General features: G+C 68.4%; 18 protein-coding genes, 1 tRNA gene and 1 pseudogene. 5 read left to right on the forward strand and 15 right to left on the reverse strand.

All coding sequences use genetic code 11. The features are described from left to right. Positions 1-28: 28 nt before the first annotated feature. Both GLX30_RS35275 and GLX30_RS17140 read left to right on the forward strand, forming a co-directional pair. Positions 29-1,098 (forward strand): annotated as a pseudogene (locus GLX30_RS35275) (VCBS repeat-containing protein). Positions 1,099-1,237: 139 nt separating this feature from the next. Next, positions 1,238-2,128 (forward strand): Yip1 family protein, encoded by an 891-nt coding sequence (locus tag GLX30_RS17140; RefSeq protein WP_159689482.1) that lies wholly within the window; start codon positions 1,238-1,240, stop codon positions 2,126-2,128. 79 nt (positions 2,129-2,207) lie between these two features. Here the strand turns inward: GLX30_RS17140 and GLX30_RS17145 are convergent, their stop codons facing one another. From GLX30_RS17145 to GLX30_RS35280, 3 genes are all read right to left on the reverse strand, one after another. Beyond that, on the reverse strand, positions 2,208-2,705 hold the full coding sequence (locus tag GLX30_RS17145; RefSeq protein WP_005314570.1) for a phosphoribosyltransferase: 498 nt from the start codon (positions 2,703-2,705) through the stop codon (positions 2,208-2,210). A gap of 13 nt (positions 2,706-2,718) precedes the next feature. Then, the gene (gene dcd / locus GLX30_RS17150) at positions 2,719-3,294 is read right to left on the reverse strand and encodes a dCTP deaminase (RefSeq protein ID WP_005314571.1); all 576 of its coding nucleotides are present in this window, start codon (positions 3,292-3,294) and stop codon (positions 2,719-2,721) included. Between the two features lie 81 nt (positions 3,295-3,375). Further along, positions 3,376-3,567, reverse strand: coding sequence for a hypothetical protein (locus tag GLX30_RS35280; RefSeq protein WP_159689484.1), 192 nt, complete (start codon positions 3,565-3,567; stop codon positions 3,376-3,378). A gap of 219 nt (positions 3,568-3,786) precedes the next feature. On the opposite strand from GLX30_RS35280, the gene GLX30_RS17160 reads away from it, so the two are divergent. Then, a tRNA-Gly gene (locus GLX30_RS17160) sits at positions 3,787-3,860 on the forward strand. 51 nt (positions 3,861-3,911) lie between these two features. Here GLX30_RS17160 and GLX30_RS17165 read toward each other — a convergent pair. From GLX30_RS17165 to GLX30_RS17220, 12 genes are all read right to left on the reverse strand, one after another. Then, on the reverse strand, positions 3,912-5,084 hold the full coding sequence (locus GLX30_RS17165; protein WP_159689487.1) for a site-specific integrase: 1,173 nt from the start codon (positions 5,082-5,084) through the stop codon (positions 3,912-3,914). After that, positions 5,084-5,296 (reverse strand): helix-turn-helix domain-containing protein, encoded by a 213-nt coding sequence (locus GLX30_RS17170; RefSeq protein WP_100108254.1) that lies wholly within the window; start codon positions 5,294-5,296, stop codon positions 5,084-5,086. The genes GLX30_RS17165 and GLX30_RS17170 overlap by 1 nt, the downstream gene beginning before the upstream one ends. After that, complete coding sequence (repSA, locus tag GLX30_RS17175; RefSeq protein ID WP_159689490.1) at positions 5,293-6,663, reverse strand: replication initiator protein RepSA; 1,371 nt, start codon at positions 6,661-6,663, stop codon at positions 5,293-5,295. Before repSA ends, GLX30_RS17170 begins: the two co-directional genes overlap by 4 nt. After that, positions 6,660-6,854: a hypothetical protein gene (locus GLX30_RS17180; RefSeq protein ID WP_159689492.1), complete on the reverse strand. Its 195-nt coding sequence runs from the start codon at positions 6,852-6,854 to the stop codon at positions 6,660-6,662. Before GLX30_RS17180 ends, repSA begins: the two co-directional genes overlap by 4 nt. A gap of 91 nt (positions 6,855-6,945) precedes the next feature. Next, positions 6,946-7,269: a SpdD-like protein gene (locus tag GLX30_RS17185; RefSeq protein WP_159689495.1), complete on the reverse strand. Its 324-nt coding sequence runs from the start codon at positions 7,267-7,269 to the stop codon at positions 6,946-6,948. A 25-nt stretch (positions 7,270-7,294) separates the two neighbouring features. Continuing rightward, positions 7,295-7,453, reverse strand: coding sequence for a hypothetical protein (locus GLX30_RS17190; protein ID WP_017947661.1), 159 nt, complete (start codon positions 7,451-7,453; stop codon positions 7,295-7,297). Between the two features lie 16 nt (positions 7,454-7,469). After that, the gene (locus tag GLX30_RS17195) at positions 7,470-7,664 is read right to left on the reverse strand and encodes a mobile element transfer protein (protein WP_134407181.1); all 195 of its coding nucleotides are present in this window, start codon (positions 7,662-7,664) and stop codon (positions 7,470-7,472) included. Position 7,665: 1 nt separating this feature from the next. After that, positions 7,666-7,860: a hypothetical protein gene (locus GLX30_RS17200; RefSeq protein WP_159689497.1), complete on the reverse strand. Its 195-nt coding sequence runs from the start codon at positions 7,858-7,860 to the stop codon at positions 7,666-7,668. Positions 7,861-7,879: 19 nt separating this feature from the next. Then, on the reverse strand, positions 7,880-8,545 hold the full coding sequence (locus GLX30_RS17205; RefSeq protein ID WP_159689500.1) for a DUF2637 domain-containing protein: 666 nt from the start codon (positions 8,543-8,545) through the stop codon (positions 7,880-7,882). Between the two features lie 88 nt (positions 8,546-8,633). After that, entirely contained in the window at positions 8,634-9,992 is a 1,359-nt protein-coding gene (locus GLX30_RS17210) for an FtsK/SpoIIIE domain-containing protein (RefSeq protein ID WP_159689502.1), read from the reverse strand. A 2-nt stretch (positions 9,993-9,994) separates the two neighbouring features. Beyond that, positions 9,995-10,339 (reverse strand): hypothetical protein, encoded by a 345-nt coding sequence (locus tag GLX30_RS17215; protein ID WP_159689505.1) that lies wholly within the window; start codon positions 10,337-10,339, stop codon positions 9,995-9,997. 138 nt (positions 10,340-10,477) lie between these two features. Then, positions 10,478-11,257 carry a GntR family transcriptional regulator gene (locus tag GLX30_RS17220; protein ID WP_159689507.1) on the reverse strand — a complete coding sequence of 260 codons (780 nt, stop codon included), beginning with the start codon at positions 11,255-11,257 and terminating at the stop codon, positions 10,478-10,480. A gap of 18 nt (positions 11,258-11,275) precedes the next feature. Here GLX30_RS17220 and GLX30_RS17225 point away from each other — a divergent pair, with 18 nt between their 5' ends. Both GLX30_RS17225 and GLX30_RS17230 read left to right on the forward strand, forming a co-directional pair. Next, positions 11,276-11,743: an NUDIX domain-containing protein gene (locus GLX30_RS17225; protein ID WP_167306833.1), complete on the forward strand. Its 468-nt coding sequence runs from the start codon at positions 11,276-11,278 to the stop codon at positions 11,741-11,743. Between the two features lie 476 nt (positions 11,744-12,219). Further along, entirely contained in the window at positions 12,220-13,956 is a 1,737-nt protein-coding gene (locus GLX30_RS17230; RefSeq protein ID WP_159689510.1) for an ATP-binding protein, read from the forward strand. The last annotated feature ends 160 nt before the right edge of the window (positions 13,957-14,116 follow it).

Below are 14,116 nucleotides of genomic sequence, written 5' to 3' on the forward strand. Positions count from 1 at the left end.
AGCACTGCTCTGCGTCTCCGCGGTGCTGATGGCAGCGCTCACCGGCTGCGACAGCGACCCCGCGCCCGCGGCCGCGGAGCCCGCCGCCAAGAACGGCGACGCCGCGCCCCTCGCGGGCCGCACCACCGCGCCCTCCCGCCCCGTGCCGCGCGGCGACGGCAGCCGCGTCCCGGCCGACTTCAACGGCGACGGGCACCGTGACCTCGTGCTCGACGACCTCGTGAAGTCACCCAAGGACAGCCACGGGGACGACGCGGGCATCGGCATCGTCTACGGCACCGGCGGCGGCACACGCCTCGACCCGGCCGTACGGCAGCTCCTCACGCCCCGTACGCACGGCGCCGAGGTCCAGGGCGTCCTCCCGGCCGCGTTCGACGCGGAGACCTCCTGCGACCTCGACAAGGACGGCTACGCGGACCTGGTGGTGACCACCGACCCCCGTACGACGGCATCGGCCGCCCGCCCGTGCCGCTCCAGCTGCTCTTCGGGTCCCCCACCGGCATCACCGGCAAGGCGGTCGTCCTGCGGATCCCCGACAAGGCCCGCTACGGCAACGACTGGCCCGGCCACCCCGTATGCGGCGACTTCGACGGCGACGGGAGCGCCGACCTGGCCGTCACCGCCTCCGCCGGGCGCGTCAGCTTCCTGCGCGGCCCGTTCTCCCGTACCGGTGCGCCCCGCGCGGCCGGCGCGCCCGTCCCCGGCGGCGGGCCCGCCCTCGCGGCGCCCGCCGGAAAGGCCGACACGACCGGCGACGGCGCCGACGACCTGGTCGTCCTGCCCCGTACCCGCGCGGCGGGCACCGCCGCCAAGGGCACGCTCCTGCTCGGCGGGCCCACCGGCCCCGGCCGCCCCGGCGGGCGACACGTCTTCGACGCGGTACCGGTGCCCCCGGCACCCGAGCTCCCGGCCGGCGAGACGAAACCGGTGACGGACGTCCTCGCACACGCCGACTTCGACGGCGACCGGCGCCCCGACGTCGTGACACGAACACACCACGGCGAAAGGGCCGACGTCGTCGCGCTCCACCCGGCGGGCGCGGAGCAGACCGGCGCCCGCCCGCTGATCACCTTCAGCACGTCCGTCTTCCTGCCCTGACCAGCGGTTGGGCGGCTGCCGGGCATCCTGGGGACGGCCCCCGGGGTTCCCCTAGGGGATGTCACAGCTCGGCAGCAAAGGCCCTCTTGTCCCCGGTCCGCCGCCACCTCGTGCTCGCGGACCGGGTACGTTCGATTGCGTGGCTGGATTCAGGATCGGACGCGGCCGGGACAACCGCACCCCGCAACGGCAGCAGGCGCCGCAGGCGCCGCCCTACCAGGGCGGTGGTCGGCCGGCCCCGCCGCCGTACGGGCATCAGCAGCAGTGGTCGCCCGCCGGCGGCGCGCCCCGGCAGGGCGCGGCCCCCCAAGGGGGCGGCGGGTACGGCGAGCCGGAGTACTTCGGCGATCCGCACCCCCAGTACGCCCCGCCCCAGGACCCGTACGCGGCCAACAACCCTGGCCACACGCAGATGTTCAGCGTGAACGACGACCCCTACGGTGACGGCGCGGCCTACCGCGCCGGCGCCGTCCCGGCGGCCCCGGCGGGCCCGCGCCTGCACTGGAAGCAGTTGCTCAGCGGCATCGTGCTGCGGCCCGGGCCGACGTTCCTGCAGATGCGCGACTACGCGGTCTGGGGCCCGGCACTCGTCGTCACCTTCCTCTACGGCATGCTCGCGATCTTCGGCTTCGACGAGCCGCGCCAAGAGGTCATCAACGCGACGCTCTCCAACGCGATCCCGTACGTCCTCATCACCGGCGTCGCGTTCGTGATCAGCGGCCTGGTGCTCGGCGCCGTGACGCACACCCTCGCCCGCCAGCTCGGCGGCGACGGCGCCTGGCAGCCCACGATCGGCCTCTCCATGCTGATCATGTCGCTCACCGACGCGCCGCGCCTCGTCTTCGCCATGTTCCTCGGTGGCGAGAACTCCCTGGTGCAGGTGCTGGGTTGGGTGACCTGGCTGGCGGCGGGCGCGCTGTTCACCTCGATGGTGAGCAAGTCGCACGACCTGCCGTGGCCGAAGGCGCTGGGTGCGTCGGCCATCCAGCTGATCGCGCTGCTGTCGATCATCAAGCTCGGCACGATCTGAGACGCGTACGTACGAGGAAGGGCCCGCCGACTCCCGGCGGGCCCTTCCTCGTACGTACGTCCCTACTGTCCTTGGGCCGTCAGGCGTCCAGCACCTGGCCGCTGCGGCGCACGACGGGCTTCTCCACGCTCCAGGGGAAGTTGATCCAGTCGTCGGTCCGCTTCCACACGTACTCGCACTTCACGAGGGAGTGCGACTTCTCGTAGATCACCGCGCTGCGCACCTCGGCGACATGGTCGAGGCAGAAGTCGTGGACGAGCTTGAGCGTCTTGCCGGTGTCGGCGACGTCGTCCGCGATGAGGACCTTCTTGTTGGAGAAGTCGATGACGTTGGGCACCGGCGCCAGCATGACCGGCATCTCCAGCGTGGTCCCCACACCGGTGTAGAACTCGACGTTCACCAGATGGATGTTCTTGCAGTCCAGCGCGTACGCCAGCCCGCCGGCCACGAACACACCGCCGCGGGCGATGGACAGCACGACATCGGGCTCGTACCCGTCGTCGGCGATCGTCTGCGCCAGCTCGCGGATCGCCCCGCCGAACTTCTCGTAGGTCAGATTCTCGCGTACGTCACTCATGCTTGGAAGGTCCTCACACCTGCGTCCGATGGAAATTCATGAACGACCGCGAGGCCGTCGGCCCGCGCTGCCCCTGATAGCGCGAGCCGTAGCGCGCGCTCCCGTACGGCTCCTCCGCGGGAGAGCTGAGCCGGAACATGCACAGCTGTCCGATCTTCATGCCCGGCCAGAGCTTGATCGGCAGCGTGGCGAGGTTCGACAGCTCGAGCGTGACATGCCCCGAGAAGCCGGGGTCGATGAAGCCGGCCGTCGAGTGCGTCACCAGACCGAGCCGCCCGAGACTGGACTTGCCCTCCAGCCTCGACGCGAGGTCGTCGGGCAGCGAGATGACCTCGTAGGTCGACGCCAGCACGAACTCGCCGGGATGCAGGATGAACGCCTCGTCCCCCTCCGGTTCGACGAGCCGCGTCAGGTCGGCCTGCTCGACGGCGGGGTCGATGTGGGGGTAGCGGTGATTCTCGAACACCCGGAAGTAGCGGTCCAGCCGCACATCGATGCTCGAGGGCTGCACCATGGATTCGTCGTACGGATCGATGCGCACGCGCCCGGCGTCGATCTCGGCCCGGATGTCCTTGTCTGAGAGAAGCACGCCCCGAGGATACGCAGAGCGCGCGGGCCGTCCCCAATCGGACACCTGCCCGCGCGCCCCTGGCACTGCTGTCGCCTGCCCTTATCGCCCGCCCTGCTGCCCCTGCTGCCTCTGCGCCACGGGCACGGCGCTCCTCAGCCGAGCGCAGCGCGGACACCGGATGAGCCGTCCCGGCCCGATCCGGTCCGCCCCGAGCTGCTGCATCGGAAACGAAGCGGTACTGAACACATGCCCCTCGGCACAGCGGACGACCGTGCGCTCCATCAGGTCCATCAGGCCCCTTCCCCAACGAATGCGGACGAACCTCACATTAGGGGATACCCAGGACACCACCGCACGCGGCACTCCGCCCGCCACGGTACGCCTCAACTCCCGCGCTCCGCACCCGCGTCCACGTCCCACGGAACACGAACGCCCCGCGGCGAAATACACCGTGGGGCGAGCGATGGGGTAGAGTGTGCGACGATGCGGCACTGATCACCGGGCCGCTGTGCGGGTGTAGTTTAATGGTAGAACATGAGCTTCCCAAGCTCAGAGCGCGGGTTCGATTCCCGTCACCCGCTCCAGCAGAAAGCCCCAGGCCAGCGGCCCGGGGCTTCTTTGTTGTCTAGACCGGATCAGGCTTCGCGTGCCCGTTCCGTGCCCGATGCCTGATCATCGGGCACGTTGCCGGCCTTCTCACGCTCGGCGCGGACACGGGCGTCGATTCCGTCGGCCACCTCCCGCTGACGCTCCAGGTTCGAGTGCTGATAGATCAGCGCCGCTCGCTCGGAGGACTGCCCGGCACGGACCATCGTGTCCTTGAGCGTGGCACCCGACTGCGTCGAGAGCGTGTGACCGGTGTGACGAAGGTCGTAGAAGCGGAAGTTCTCCGGCAGCCCGACCGACGCACGAGCCTTCCGCCACTTCCGCCCGAAGGTGGAGCGCCGGAACGGCTTGCCGCGCTCCCCCACGAACAGCAGTCCGTCCGGCTGCTTCTCCGCGTACCAGGCGAGATGCCGCTTGAGGTCCTTCTCCAGAAAGGCCGGCAGGACGAGGAACCGCTTGCCCGCATCGGACTTGGTGTCGCCCGGTGCCCGCCGACCGGTGGTGAGTTCGGGCTCGGCGGTCCGTACCCAGATGCCGACGTTCTCCAGGTCGACATCACGGCGGCGCATCGCGGCCTGTTCCTCCGGCCGGGCAGGTCCGTAGGCAGCGATGTAGACCATCAGCCGCCAGCGAGGCCCGAGGGCGTCGGCGAGCGCGTCGACCTGGGCGACGGTGGCGGTCGGACGCTCCTCGGCGGTTTCCTTGCCCGCGCCCCTGATACGGCAGGGGTTGCGCCGGATCAGCTCGTCGTCGGCAGCGGTCTCCATGATGGCTTTCAGCAGCCGGTACGCCTTGGCGACCGTGGTTTCCGCCCCGGTGGTGTCGAGGCGTTCGGAGCGCCAGGAGCGGACGCGGGGCGGGGTGATCTCGTCCAGGTCCAGGTCCTCGAAGGCGGGCAGGATGTGCAGCCGAAGCAGCCGCCGGTACAGCTCGTCTGTGGTGGGCGAGAGACGGCGCTCCTTGACCCACTGGAGCGCGTACTCCTTGAAGTTGACCGCTCCGGCGTCAGGGTCCGCCCAGTCGCCGCGCCGGATCTCGGTCTGCTGCTCAGCCAGCCAGTCGTCAGCGTCCCGTGCGGTCTCGAAGGTGTGCGGCGCCGGGCGGTCGACGCCATCCGGGCCGAGGTACCGAGCCTGATAACGACCCGAAGGCAACTTTCGGATGCGCCCGAAGCGCCGCTTGTTCTTCTGCTTCTTCGCCATCAGGCAGCCCTCCCGTACCGAGCGCGACGACGGCGGATGGGCTGGACGGTGTTGCCGTCGATGTAGGCGTCGAGCGCGCTTTCCGCGATCCGCACATGTCGGCCGACCTTGACGAAGGCGATCCGCCGTTCGGCGATGAGCCGCCGAGGGAAGCGGGCGGTAGTGCCGAGGCGTTCGGCAGCTTGCTCGACGGTCAGCAGGAGGTCACTCACGACCGGTCTCCTTCCAGGTCGGCAAGGGCTTCGCGGGCGGTCTCGCGGTTGAGTTGGATGTCGCGGGCGATGGTGGCGGCGAGGGCGGATTCGCCGGGGGTGTGGCCGTGTCCGGCGTACTCCCAGGAGGCGAGGACGAGGACGGTGTCCGGGTCGCCGAGGGCATCGTGGTCCTGGGCGGCGCGGTAGTCGGCGCGGATCTGCCGGAGTGCGCCGAGGGTGGTGGAGTAGCGGCGGGATTTGGTGGAGAAGTGGCCGCGGAAGCCGAGCATGTGCGCCCAGGCGTCCAGCTTGCGGTCGGGGTAGAGGGGTGCGAGGTCGAGGCAGGCTTCGATGAGGCGGCGGGGGTGGTCGGGCACGTCCAGGAGGTCGAGGACTTCCCGGTTCCCGATGCGCCGGTCGAGGCTGCCGGTCGACTCGGCGGCCTTGGTGGCGTACTTGGCGACGTAGGAGGCGACTGCCTGTTCGGTGATGTCGGAGCCGTCACCGAACGCCTTGACCGGTCGGATGTCGAGCTGGGTGCCCCAGCGGAAAGGCCGGCGGGGCTGGTCTCCGGCGGCCGGGACGGTGATCGAGGTGTAGGAGTGGGCGACCGCCGCGCGGATGGAGTCCTCGAGCAGCTGCACGCTCGCCCAGGACGGCGGGGCGGTGTCGGGGCCGTCCGGTCCGTCGAGGCGGATCACGGCATGGAAATGGATCGCTCCGCGCTTCTGGAACTCGGCGACCTTGCCGTAGGAGACACGCATTTGGTCGGCGAGGGCACGTTGGGTGAGTCCGGCACGAGCGGCGATCTCGCGGCGCAGACGGGTGGTGAAGCGCTGCCACAGCTGCCCGGCGTGGTTGTTGAACAGGACCGTGCCCGCGTAGTCGTACGTGGCCGGGTCGAGCGCGGTGCCCAGGGCGGGGTCGTCCTCGAGGTGGCGGGTGCCGCAGCGGCAGACGCCACGGTCCGGCCGGTTGTGGACCGGGCCGAACGACGGGGCGGTGAGGGTGGCGAAGACGCGCGGGTGATCCCGCACAGTCGCCGGGATGTCCTTGGACACGTCCCCGGCCAGGCCCGCGCGGATGAGGTGGTAGGTGTCTCCGGCGTAGGTGTAGGCGCAGGTGGGGCAGCGGGAGGCGCGGCGGTTGCCGCAGGCGACGCGGAGCCGTCCGTCCGGTTCGGTGTCGGTGGAGTAGCGGCGCAGCGTCTCGCCGGTCGTGCGGTCCTTGGCGAGGGTCCAGCCGGTGAGGTGAATGGGGTCGGAACAGCCGCCGGTGCGGTGGATCTGGTCTTTCCAGCGGTCGAAGCCGGGGGACCCGGCCACCCGGAGGACATCCTCGAGGGTGGCCGGGTCCAGGCCCGCCGCGGTGACGGTGTGGGTCACGCGGCCACCTCGATGCGGGCGGGGATCGGCCGGCGGGCGGGACGGGTGCCGGTGCCGTGGCAGGCCGGGCAGTGGACGGTGATGGTGCGCAGGTTGCCGTATCGGTCGCGGCCGCCGAGGGTGACGCGGACGGTGGGGAAGCCGTCGCAGTTCGAGCAGACCCGCGCGGGCGTGGTGGTGGGCTGGGCCATGATGGGTGTCCCTTCTTGTCCTTTGCGATGGGTTGGGGCACGGCTCCCGGGGCGGGCAAGACTTGGCGGACGAGACCGCCCCGGGAGCCGGTCAGCGGCGCTTGTGCTCGGAGGCGATGAGCGAACGGACGACGAGCGCGCACACGGCGACCGACGCCGCGGTGACGGCGACCGCCAGGAGCATCGAGACCAGGACCGCGCCGACGACCAGGACGACGGCGGTGCCGCCACCGACGAGGGCGAGCGCGGTGCCGGGCGTGAGCTGGACCGTGGGCCGGGCCGGTACCGCCGGGGCGACGAGGACCGGAGCCGGGACCGAGTCGGGGGTGTGCTGGACGATCGCGGTCGGCTCGACGACGGGCGAGGTGACGATGCCGGTCGGGGTCGGCATGGTCGGGATCTTCGGTCGGAACATGAGTGCTTCTCCTTTCTGCGGTGGGCTACTTGCTGATGGCGGTGTCGATGACGGGGGCCAGGAGGCTGTCGGCGAGAAGGAAGCCGCCGAGGAGGAGCACGGCGACGAGCCACCAGGGCGGGCGGATGAGCTTGATGCCGAGGGCGCCGACGACGATCAGGGCGAGCCAGAGCGGAACGTCCATGGCGGTGGTCTCCCGTTCAGTCGGTGATGCGGCAGCGGTGGGTGCGGGCGGCGAGCTGGGCGGCCGAGGAGCTGGAGAAGTCGGCGGACCAGCCGCAGCGGTCGGCGGTGCAGACGGCGGCGTGCTTGGTGCGGCCGTGCCGGTCGCGGTGGGTGCCGATCTGTACGGGGCCGATCCGCATGACGGAGTGGAAGTGGTCACGGGCGGGCATGTCAGTCGCTCTCCGTTCGAGTGGTCGTCGGGTCGGGGTAGGTGGCCCGGATACCGGCGGCGGTGGCCGGGTCGTCGGTGCGCTGGGCGGCTTCCTCGGCGAGCAGGTGGGCGAGGTAGGGCCGGTCAGCGACGGTCATCTCGCGGGCGCTGTCGAGGTAGTCGGCGGCGGTCAGGTCGGCCGGGTCACGGGGCACGGGACTTCTCCCTTCGAGGTCAGGCGAGTTGGGCGGCGATGGCGTCGGCCATCGGCGCGGGGACGCCGAGTCGGGCGCGCAGGGTGTCGGTGTCGATCGGTGTGCCGGTACGGGCGTGGTGGTCGTCGGCGACCTTGCGGGCGTGGTCGACGAGCGCGACCGGGACGGGCGGAGCCGGGACGGGAGCAGGTTCCAACACTGCGGGCAGGGCCGGGGTGGGCTCCGGATCGGCGACGGGAACCGGCTCGGGAGTGGTCCCCGGTTCGGCCGGCACCACCTCGACCGGCGCGGTCGTCGGCTCCGACTCATGGGCGAGGTCGGTCGCGGTGGGTGAGTGGGCGAGGAGTGTGCCGCCGAGGAAGGCGAGGGCGGGCCATCCGGCGATGCCGAAGCGCAGCCAGGCGGGTGGGTGCTGGAGGTCGAGGAATCCGGCGGTGGCGACGTTCGCGCCGAGTGAGGCGACCAGGGCGATCAGGAACCAGCACCAGGCGAGCCGGGAGGGTCCGTCGTTGCGCAGGCGACGCCAGGCGGCGACCAGGAGCAGGTCGACGGAGACGGGGTAGGCCCATGCCTTCCATCCGGTCTGTCCGGCAGCGGCGGCAAGGTCGTGCAGGTGGGCGAAGGACAGGGCCCCGGCGATCACGGCTTGCACCAGGACGGCGTCGATGCGCAGTGAGCGGGTCATAGCTTCACCTCCTTTGCAGGGCGTTTGGGCATGGCGGGGGTAGGGAGCTGGCGCGAGACGGTCGCGCCGACCGGGATGCGGGGGCGGGTCAGACGGAGGCGGGTGCCTCTGCCTGGGCCGGGATTTTGACGAGCGAGACCGTGGGCGGCAGCTCGGGCCGGAAGGCGACGAGGCCGGGCAGCTCGGGGGTGCGGTGGGCGTACCGGTTGCAGGCGTTGACGGCCTGGCGCATCGAGGTGTGCGGGGTGCGGATGCGGGCCCAACCGCCGGTCGAGTCGCCGGTGACGGCGAGGCCGGGTGTGTCGGTAGGGATGGAGATGGCGGCCATGACGGCGTCGGGGGCGATGTCGCCGAAGGCCATGGTGGCGGAGGTTTCGTCGTTGACGCGGTGGGCGGTGCGGGCGGTGAGTTGGGCGCGGAGCATGGTGATGCCCTTGCCGAGTTCGGAGCCGAAGCGCTGCCCGCAGATCTCCAGATAGATGCCGGCGGCGCGGCCGAGCTGGGCGAGACGGGCGAGCGCGGTGATGATGCGGTCCCGGCGCTTCTCCTCTTCCTTGGTAGCGAACAAAGCGAGTTCGGCGACCTCGTCGACGAGCAGGACGATCGGTGTCGGGCGCAGGGTCTCCGGCAGGTCCCAGATGTCGGCGGCGATCTCTGCGTCGGGGATGTCGGCGGTGATGCGTTGGTCGGCGCGAATCAGTTGGTAGACGCCCTCCATGTGCGTGACGAGTGCGTCGAGGAGGTCGGCGGCGGTGTCGGGGTTGTCGGCCAGCGCGGAGAACCGGCGGGCCAGCGGGAACAGCTCCACCCCTTGCTTGCAGTCGATGCCGACCAAGGCAACGCTCTCGGCGGCGAGTTCGGCGACCAAGTTGCGCTGGTAGACGGACTTGCCGGACTTCGTGGCCCCAACGGTCAGGGCGTGCGGGCAGGTGCGATAGTCGCGGTAGTGGACGGCTCCGTCCTCGCGCAGGGCGACAGGAACGCGCATCGGCACGCGGTCGAGCTTGGTGGGCATCTGGACCCGGGCCAGGACGTCGTAGCCGGTCATCCGCAGCTCGACCACACCTGAGCGGATTTCACGCGAGGTGACGCCGTACATGGCGAACGAGTGCCGCAGCCGGTCGCACGAGGCGGCCACGTCGAAGGCGTCCTGACCGGGCCGAAGCCCCAGCCGTAGGACCAGGCCGGTGCGGGTCGGGCGGAGCCGCAGGATGCGCGGTGCACGCGACTCGGGAGCCGGGCGGTTGGCCATCCGGGCGATGGTGAGCCGCCAGCGCGGCGGCGGGACGGTCAGCCCGCATGCTTCCATGACCGAGGTGTAGCGGACCAGGACCCGCAGCACGGCCAGGGTGACGCCGAAGGTCAGCCAGCACCAGGCGGGGCGCCGCCACCGCAGGAGACCCGCGACGGCGACGACCACCAGGAGCGCGACCGTGAAGCCGGTCATGATCAGGCCGCCTTCGGCTTCGTGGCGCCCTCGACCAGCGACGTGACGGCGACCGCGCGGAAGGCGATGCCGTGACGGCCATCCCGCTCCCACGGCCGGGCGACCAGACCGGTCAGCGCGACCGGGGTGCCCATCGTCAGGTCACCGGAGATGCCGGTCTTCGGAACCGTCACAGGAAGGAGTTCCACGGTGTCGTTGGCCGCGAACATCACGTTCACGGTCATCAGCGTCGTCCCGGTCTCGGCGTCGACGGCGATTTCACCGGTACGGCGATCCTTGACCTTGGGCTGCGGCGGCTGAGCCGCCATGACGGAGGCGGCGGAAGTGTCGACGGGGATCTGACGCACAGAGATCACTCCTCTAGAAGTGCTGGACTCTGTCACTCATGTACATGAGTGACATGAAGAAGAGTGCACGACTCCTATACATGAGTCAACCCGCCAAGACGAAGAAGTCCCGGCGGGTTGAGAAGAGTTGAGCGAGCGTCAGTCGGCTGCGGGAATGCGGTACTCGAAAACGAACTGGTCAGCGGCCATGAGGGTGTCGCAGACCTCCACCACCCGGCCCGCTTCGGTGACTGCGTTGCGAAGGAGGTGCACGACGGGTGCACCGGGGCTCAGCGCCAGTTCCGACGCCTCAGCCTTGGAGGCCGGGCGCGCTGTCAGGGTCTCGACGAACTCGGCGAAGGTGTGGCCGTCGTCCTCCAGGCGGGCGTAGATGCCGCCGGGGCCGGGGTTCTCGGCGAACAGTTCGGGGATGTCCTTGACCACGTCCCACGGCAGGTACGAGGTGGCCGTCTCGACGGGGACGCCGTTGCGGAAGTAGAGCCGCCGCCGGGCAAGAACCTGGGTGCCGGCGGAGACGCCTAGCCGGTCGGCGATGTCCTCTGGTGCCTCCATCGGGCCGATGTAGAGGACGCTCACCTTGGCCGTGGCGCCGGACTGGGCCGACTCGGCAAGATATGCGGCCTTGCCGCCGCGGCGGTGCGAGGCGCGGAAGCGATCCGAGGAGCGCAGCCGCACGGGCGGCCGGTCCTTCACGATCGAGCCCTTGCCGTGGCGGGTGTCTACGAGCCCGCTGGCCCGGACCTCCACCATGGCCTTGCGGATGGTGCCGCCGGAGACGCCGTAGCGCTCCACCAGTTCGGATTCACTCGGCACCAGGTCACCAGGCCTGAGGACACCTGCCCGGATCTGCTGAATGATCTCGTCGGCGATCTGAACGTACCGAGGTACGGCCCTCCCACCTCCTACGGCTGTTCCCATAGTCCTTCTCACTCTCCTATGCTCCTGTACATGAGTAACGGGAGCGCGGGAACAAAGTCAACGCCACTGCACTCTGTGTCCGTAGCGGGAGCAGTGGTGCGCGAGGACGGGCGACTCCTGGCGATCCGCCGAGCCGACAACGGAACCTGGGAGCTCCCCGGCGGCGTGCTCGAGCTCACCGAGGCCCCCGAAGACGGAGTGGCCCGAGAAGTCTTCGAAGAGACCGGCATCCGGGTCGAGGTGGACGAACTCACCGGGGTCTACAAGAACACGACGCGCGGCATCGTCGCCCTGGTGTTCCGGTGCAAGCCGTCTGGCGGCGTTGAGCGAACCTCCGCCGAGTCGACGGCAGTTGACTGGCTCACGCCCGAAGAGGTCGCCGAGCGGATGGCTGAGGTCTACGCGGTTCGCCTGCTCGATGCACTGGACGGGCACGGGCCTCACGTCCGGAGCCACGACGGCAAGCAACTGATTCAAGCGCGGTAAGAGTTTCTCTACTTCATCAAGGCGCATCCGCCGCGCACAGCGCGGCGTCGCGCGGCCCGGCGACTCGGGCCGCGCTCCTGTCTTCGCCCCGCTCTGGCCCGGCCGCCGGCCGCACGCCAACGGCGAAGGTTGATGGGGGAACCCCGATGTGGCTGGGCGGTCGGCTCCACGGCTTTAGCCACCTCCCCGATCCGGGTCCCACGCCGAGCAAGACCAGGGGGCCACTCGGACACATTGCGGGCAGGGGACAAGCCTGCCCGAGTTGCGGGCAAGCGTACGGCCCCCTGATCATGCACGGCCCCAGACCGGGCAGGACACCGGCCAAACCCGCTCCGCCGACACTCTTGTGCCTGAAGGAAGAAGAGACCCACGGTACGGGAAGTCGTCCACGTAAACCAAACGGCTAGCAGCCCGTCGAGGTTCAGTGGTAAACAGGGCTTGAACGCTTCGGCCTCAAGGGGTCCTTAGGGGGGACATTGATCAAAGAGGTTAAGTTTACGAGCTTTAAAGCCTTCGGGAACTTTGCGATGACATTCAAAGGCGCATCACTCCTGGTGGGCCCCAACAGCGCCGGAAAGAGCACTATCCTGACTTCACTCCGACTTGCAGAGACTTGCCTAAGGCTCGCGAAGAGAACGCGACCAAGCGTGACTAACCTGCATGCTGGCTCTTACTACCTTTCTTATCTCGTTCCAACGCGTGATTTCGCTGCACTGAATGAGAGTGTGCGGCACAACTTCCGCGACGACGAAACGAGCATGGAGCTCTCGTGGCGGAATGGATGCAAGATGCGAATTGTCTGGCCTGAGCGGAGACGATACGAAGACGAGCCCACTCCCTTCTTTTACCTCCTTGACGCGAACGGAAAGCCGCCCAGGACTGTGGCACCGGTCAAGGCCAACTTCTCCACAATCGGCGTAATCCCCACTCTGTCCCCACTTGAGCATGAAGAGCCGATTTTGGAGACTGAAACGATTCGCAAGAATCTTTCAACCCGTCTAAGTAGCCGACATTTCAGAAATCAAATGAGACTGCTCGACCAGGCCGGGGAATGGGATGAATTCATCGAATTCGCTTCACCTTGGCTCGCGGGAATTGCGCTCGGGAAGCCGGTGACCCGATACGACACATCAAGCATCGATGTCTTTTTTACGGAGGCAGGGAACGGCTCCGAGAAAGAGATCGTATGGGCTGGCGATGGTGTGCAGATCTGGTTGCAGCTCCTGCTACACATCTACCGCTCCCGAGACCTGCCTACTCTCGTGCTCGACGAGCCGGAGGTGTTCCTTCACGCAGACCTCCAAAGGCGCCTTGTCCGCTTGCTCGAGTCTTTGGAGACTCAGATCGTTTTGGCAACGCACTCGACCGAGGTCCTAACCGAAGCAGACCCCGACTCCATTGTTTGGGTGGATAAAACACGGCGTCGGGCAGTACGGGCACCCAAGGAGTCAAATCTCAGCGGTTTGAATGCCGCGCTCGGCAGCTCCTTCAACTTGGCAATGGCGAAAGCTCTCCGAGCCCGGGGCGTGATTTTCGTCGAAGGGAAAGACGTTCGAACCCTCAAGCGCCTTTCGAAGACGCTGGGATTGGGCAAGATTTCTGAAGATATCTCGCTAGCCGTCGTACCCATGACTGGCTATTCACGATGGGAGCACGCCGAGGCCTTTGGATGGTTTCTCCGCAACTTCCTCGGGAACACGGTTAAGGCCCTAGTATTGCTCGATCGCGACTACCGAACAGATACGCAGGTCGAGGAAGTGGTTTCACGCTTTGCTAGCGTTGACGTGCACGCTCATGTATGGAAGAAGAAGGAACTCGAAAGCTACCTGATCATTCCGGAGACCATCGCCCGACTTTCCCAGTGCCCGGTTATGGAGGTGCAGGATATCATCGACGGCGCAATGGCCGGAATGCAGAACAAGGTCACGTCACGACTACTCGCAGAGAAGATTGCTACCGAAAGATCAACCGGGAGGAGCGTGGCCACCATCAACGAAGATGGCTTGAACGATCTGGCCAAAAACTGGACGAAGAGCGAATTCCGATATTCCATTTGTCCACCCAAGGAAGTTATGGCTGCCGTGAACCGAGAGTTGCAACACCGCGGACACAAAGCTGTCGCGTTCGACACGATTGCCAAATATGCAAGGGCGAGTGAAATCCACCCGGAAATGGTGGCGCTTTTGGAGAAGGTCGATAACCTAGCCGCCTAACGGTGCCCGGACCGGCTCCAGCGGGTGGCAGGCTGGCCGCCGCCGATCCGGCGATGCCGATGCTGACATCAACTGCGGTGAACAGCAGCAGCCCCGAGGGGTCTACGACGACTTCGCATCCCGCGATGCCCAGCGACCCGAGGCTGAGCGAACTCCTAAA

The organism is Streptomyces sp. Tu 2975, assembly GCF_009832925.1.
Lineage (GTDB): Bacteria > Actinomycetota > Actinomycetes > Streptomycetales > Streptomycetaceae > Streptomyces.

Bases quoted from the DNA above. Each gene is read 5' to 3' on its own strand.
- GLX30_RS17225 (WP_167306833.1), top strand. From the start codon at position 11,276: ATGCTCCTGTACATGAGTAACGGGAGCGCGGGAACAAAGTCAACGCCA.
- GLX30_RS17195 (WP_134407181.1), bottom strand. From the start codon at position 7,664: ATGCCCGCCCGTGACCACTTCCACTCCGTCATGCGGATCGGCCCCGTA.
- GLX30_RS17145 (WP_005314570.1), bottom strand. From the start codon at position 2,705: ATGAGTGACGTACGCGAGAATCTGACCTACGAGAAGTTCGGCGGGGCG.
- GLX30_RS17185 (WP_159689495.1), bottom strand. From the start codon at position 7,269: ATGTTCCGACCGAAGATCCCGACCATGCCGACCCCGACCGGCATCGTC.
- GLX30_RS17165 (WP_159689487.1), bottom strand. From the start codon at position 5,084: ATGGCGAAGAAGCAGAAGAACAAGCGGCGCTTCGGGCGCATCCGAAAG.
- GLX30_RS17210 (WP_159689502.1), bottom strand. From the start codon at position 9,992: ATGACCGGCTTCACGGTCGCGCTCCTGGTGGTCGTCGCCGTCGCGGGT.
- GLX30_RS17205 (WP_159689500.1), bottom strand. From the start codon at position 8,545: ATGACCCGCTCACTGCGCATCGACGCCGTCCTGGTGCAAGCCGTGATC.
- GLX30_RS35280 (WP_159689484.1), bottom strand. From the start codon at position 3,567: ATGGACCTGATGGAGCGCACGGTCGTCCGCTGTGCCGAGGGGCATGTG.
- GLX30_RS17220 (WP_159689507.1), bottom strand. From the start codon at position 11,257: ATGGGAACAGCCGTAGGAGGTGGGAGGGCCGTACCTCGGTACGTTCAG.
- GLX30_RS17190 (WP_017947661.1), bottom strand. From the start codon at position 7,453: ATGGACGTTCCGCTCTGGCTCGCCCTGATCGTCGTCGGCGCCCTCGGC.
- GLX30_RS17180 (WP_159689492.1), bottom strand. From the start codon at position 6,854: ATGGCCCAGCCCACCACCACGCCCGCGCGGGTCTGCTCGAACTGCGAC.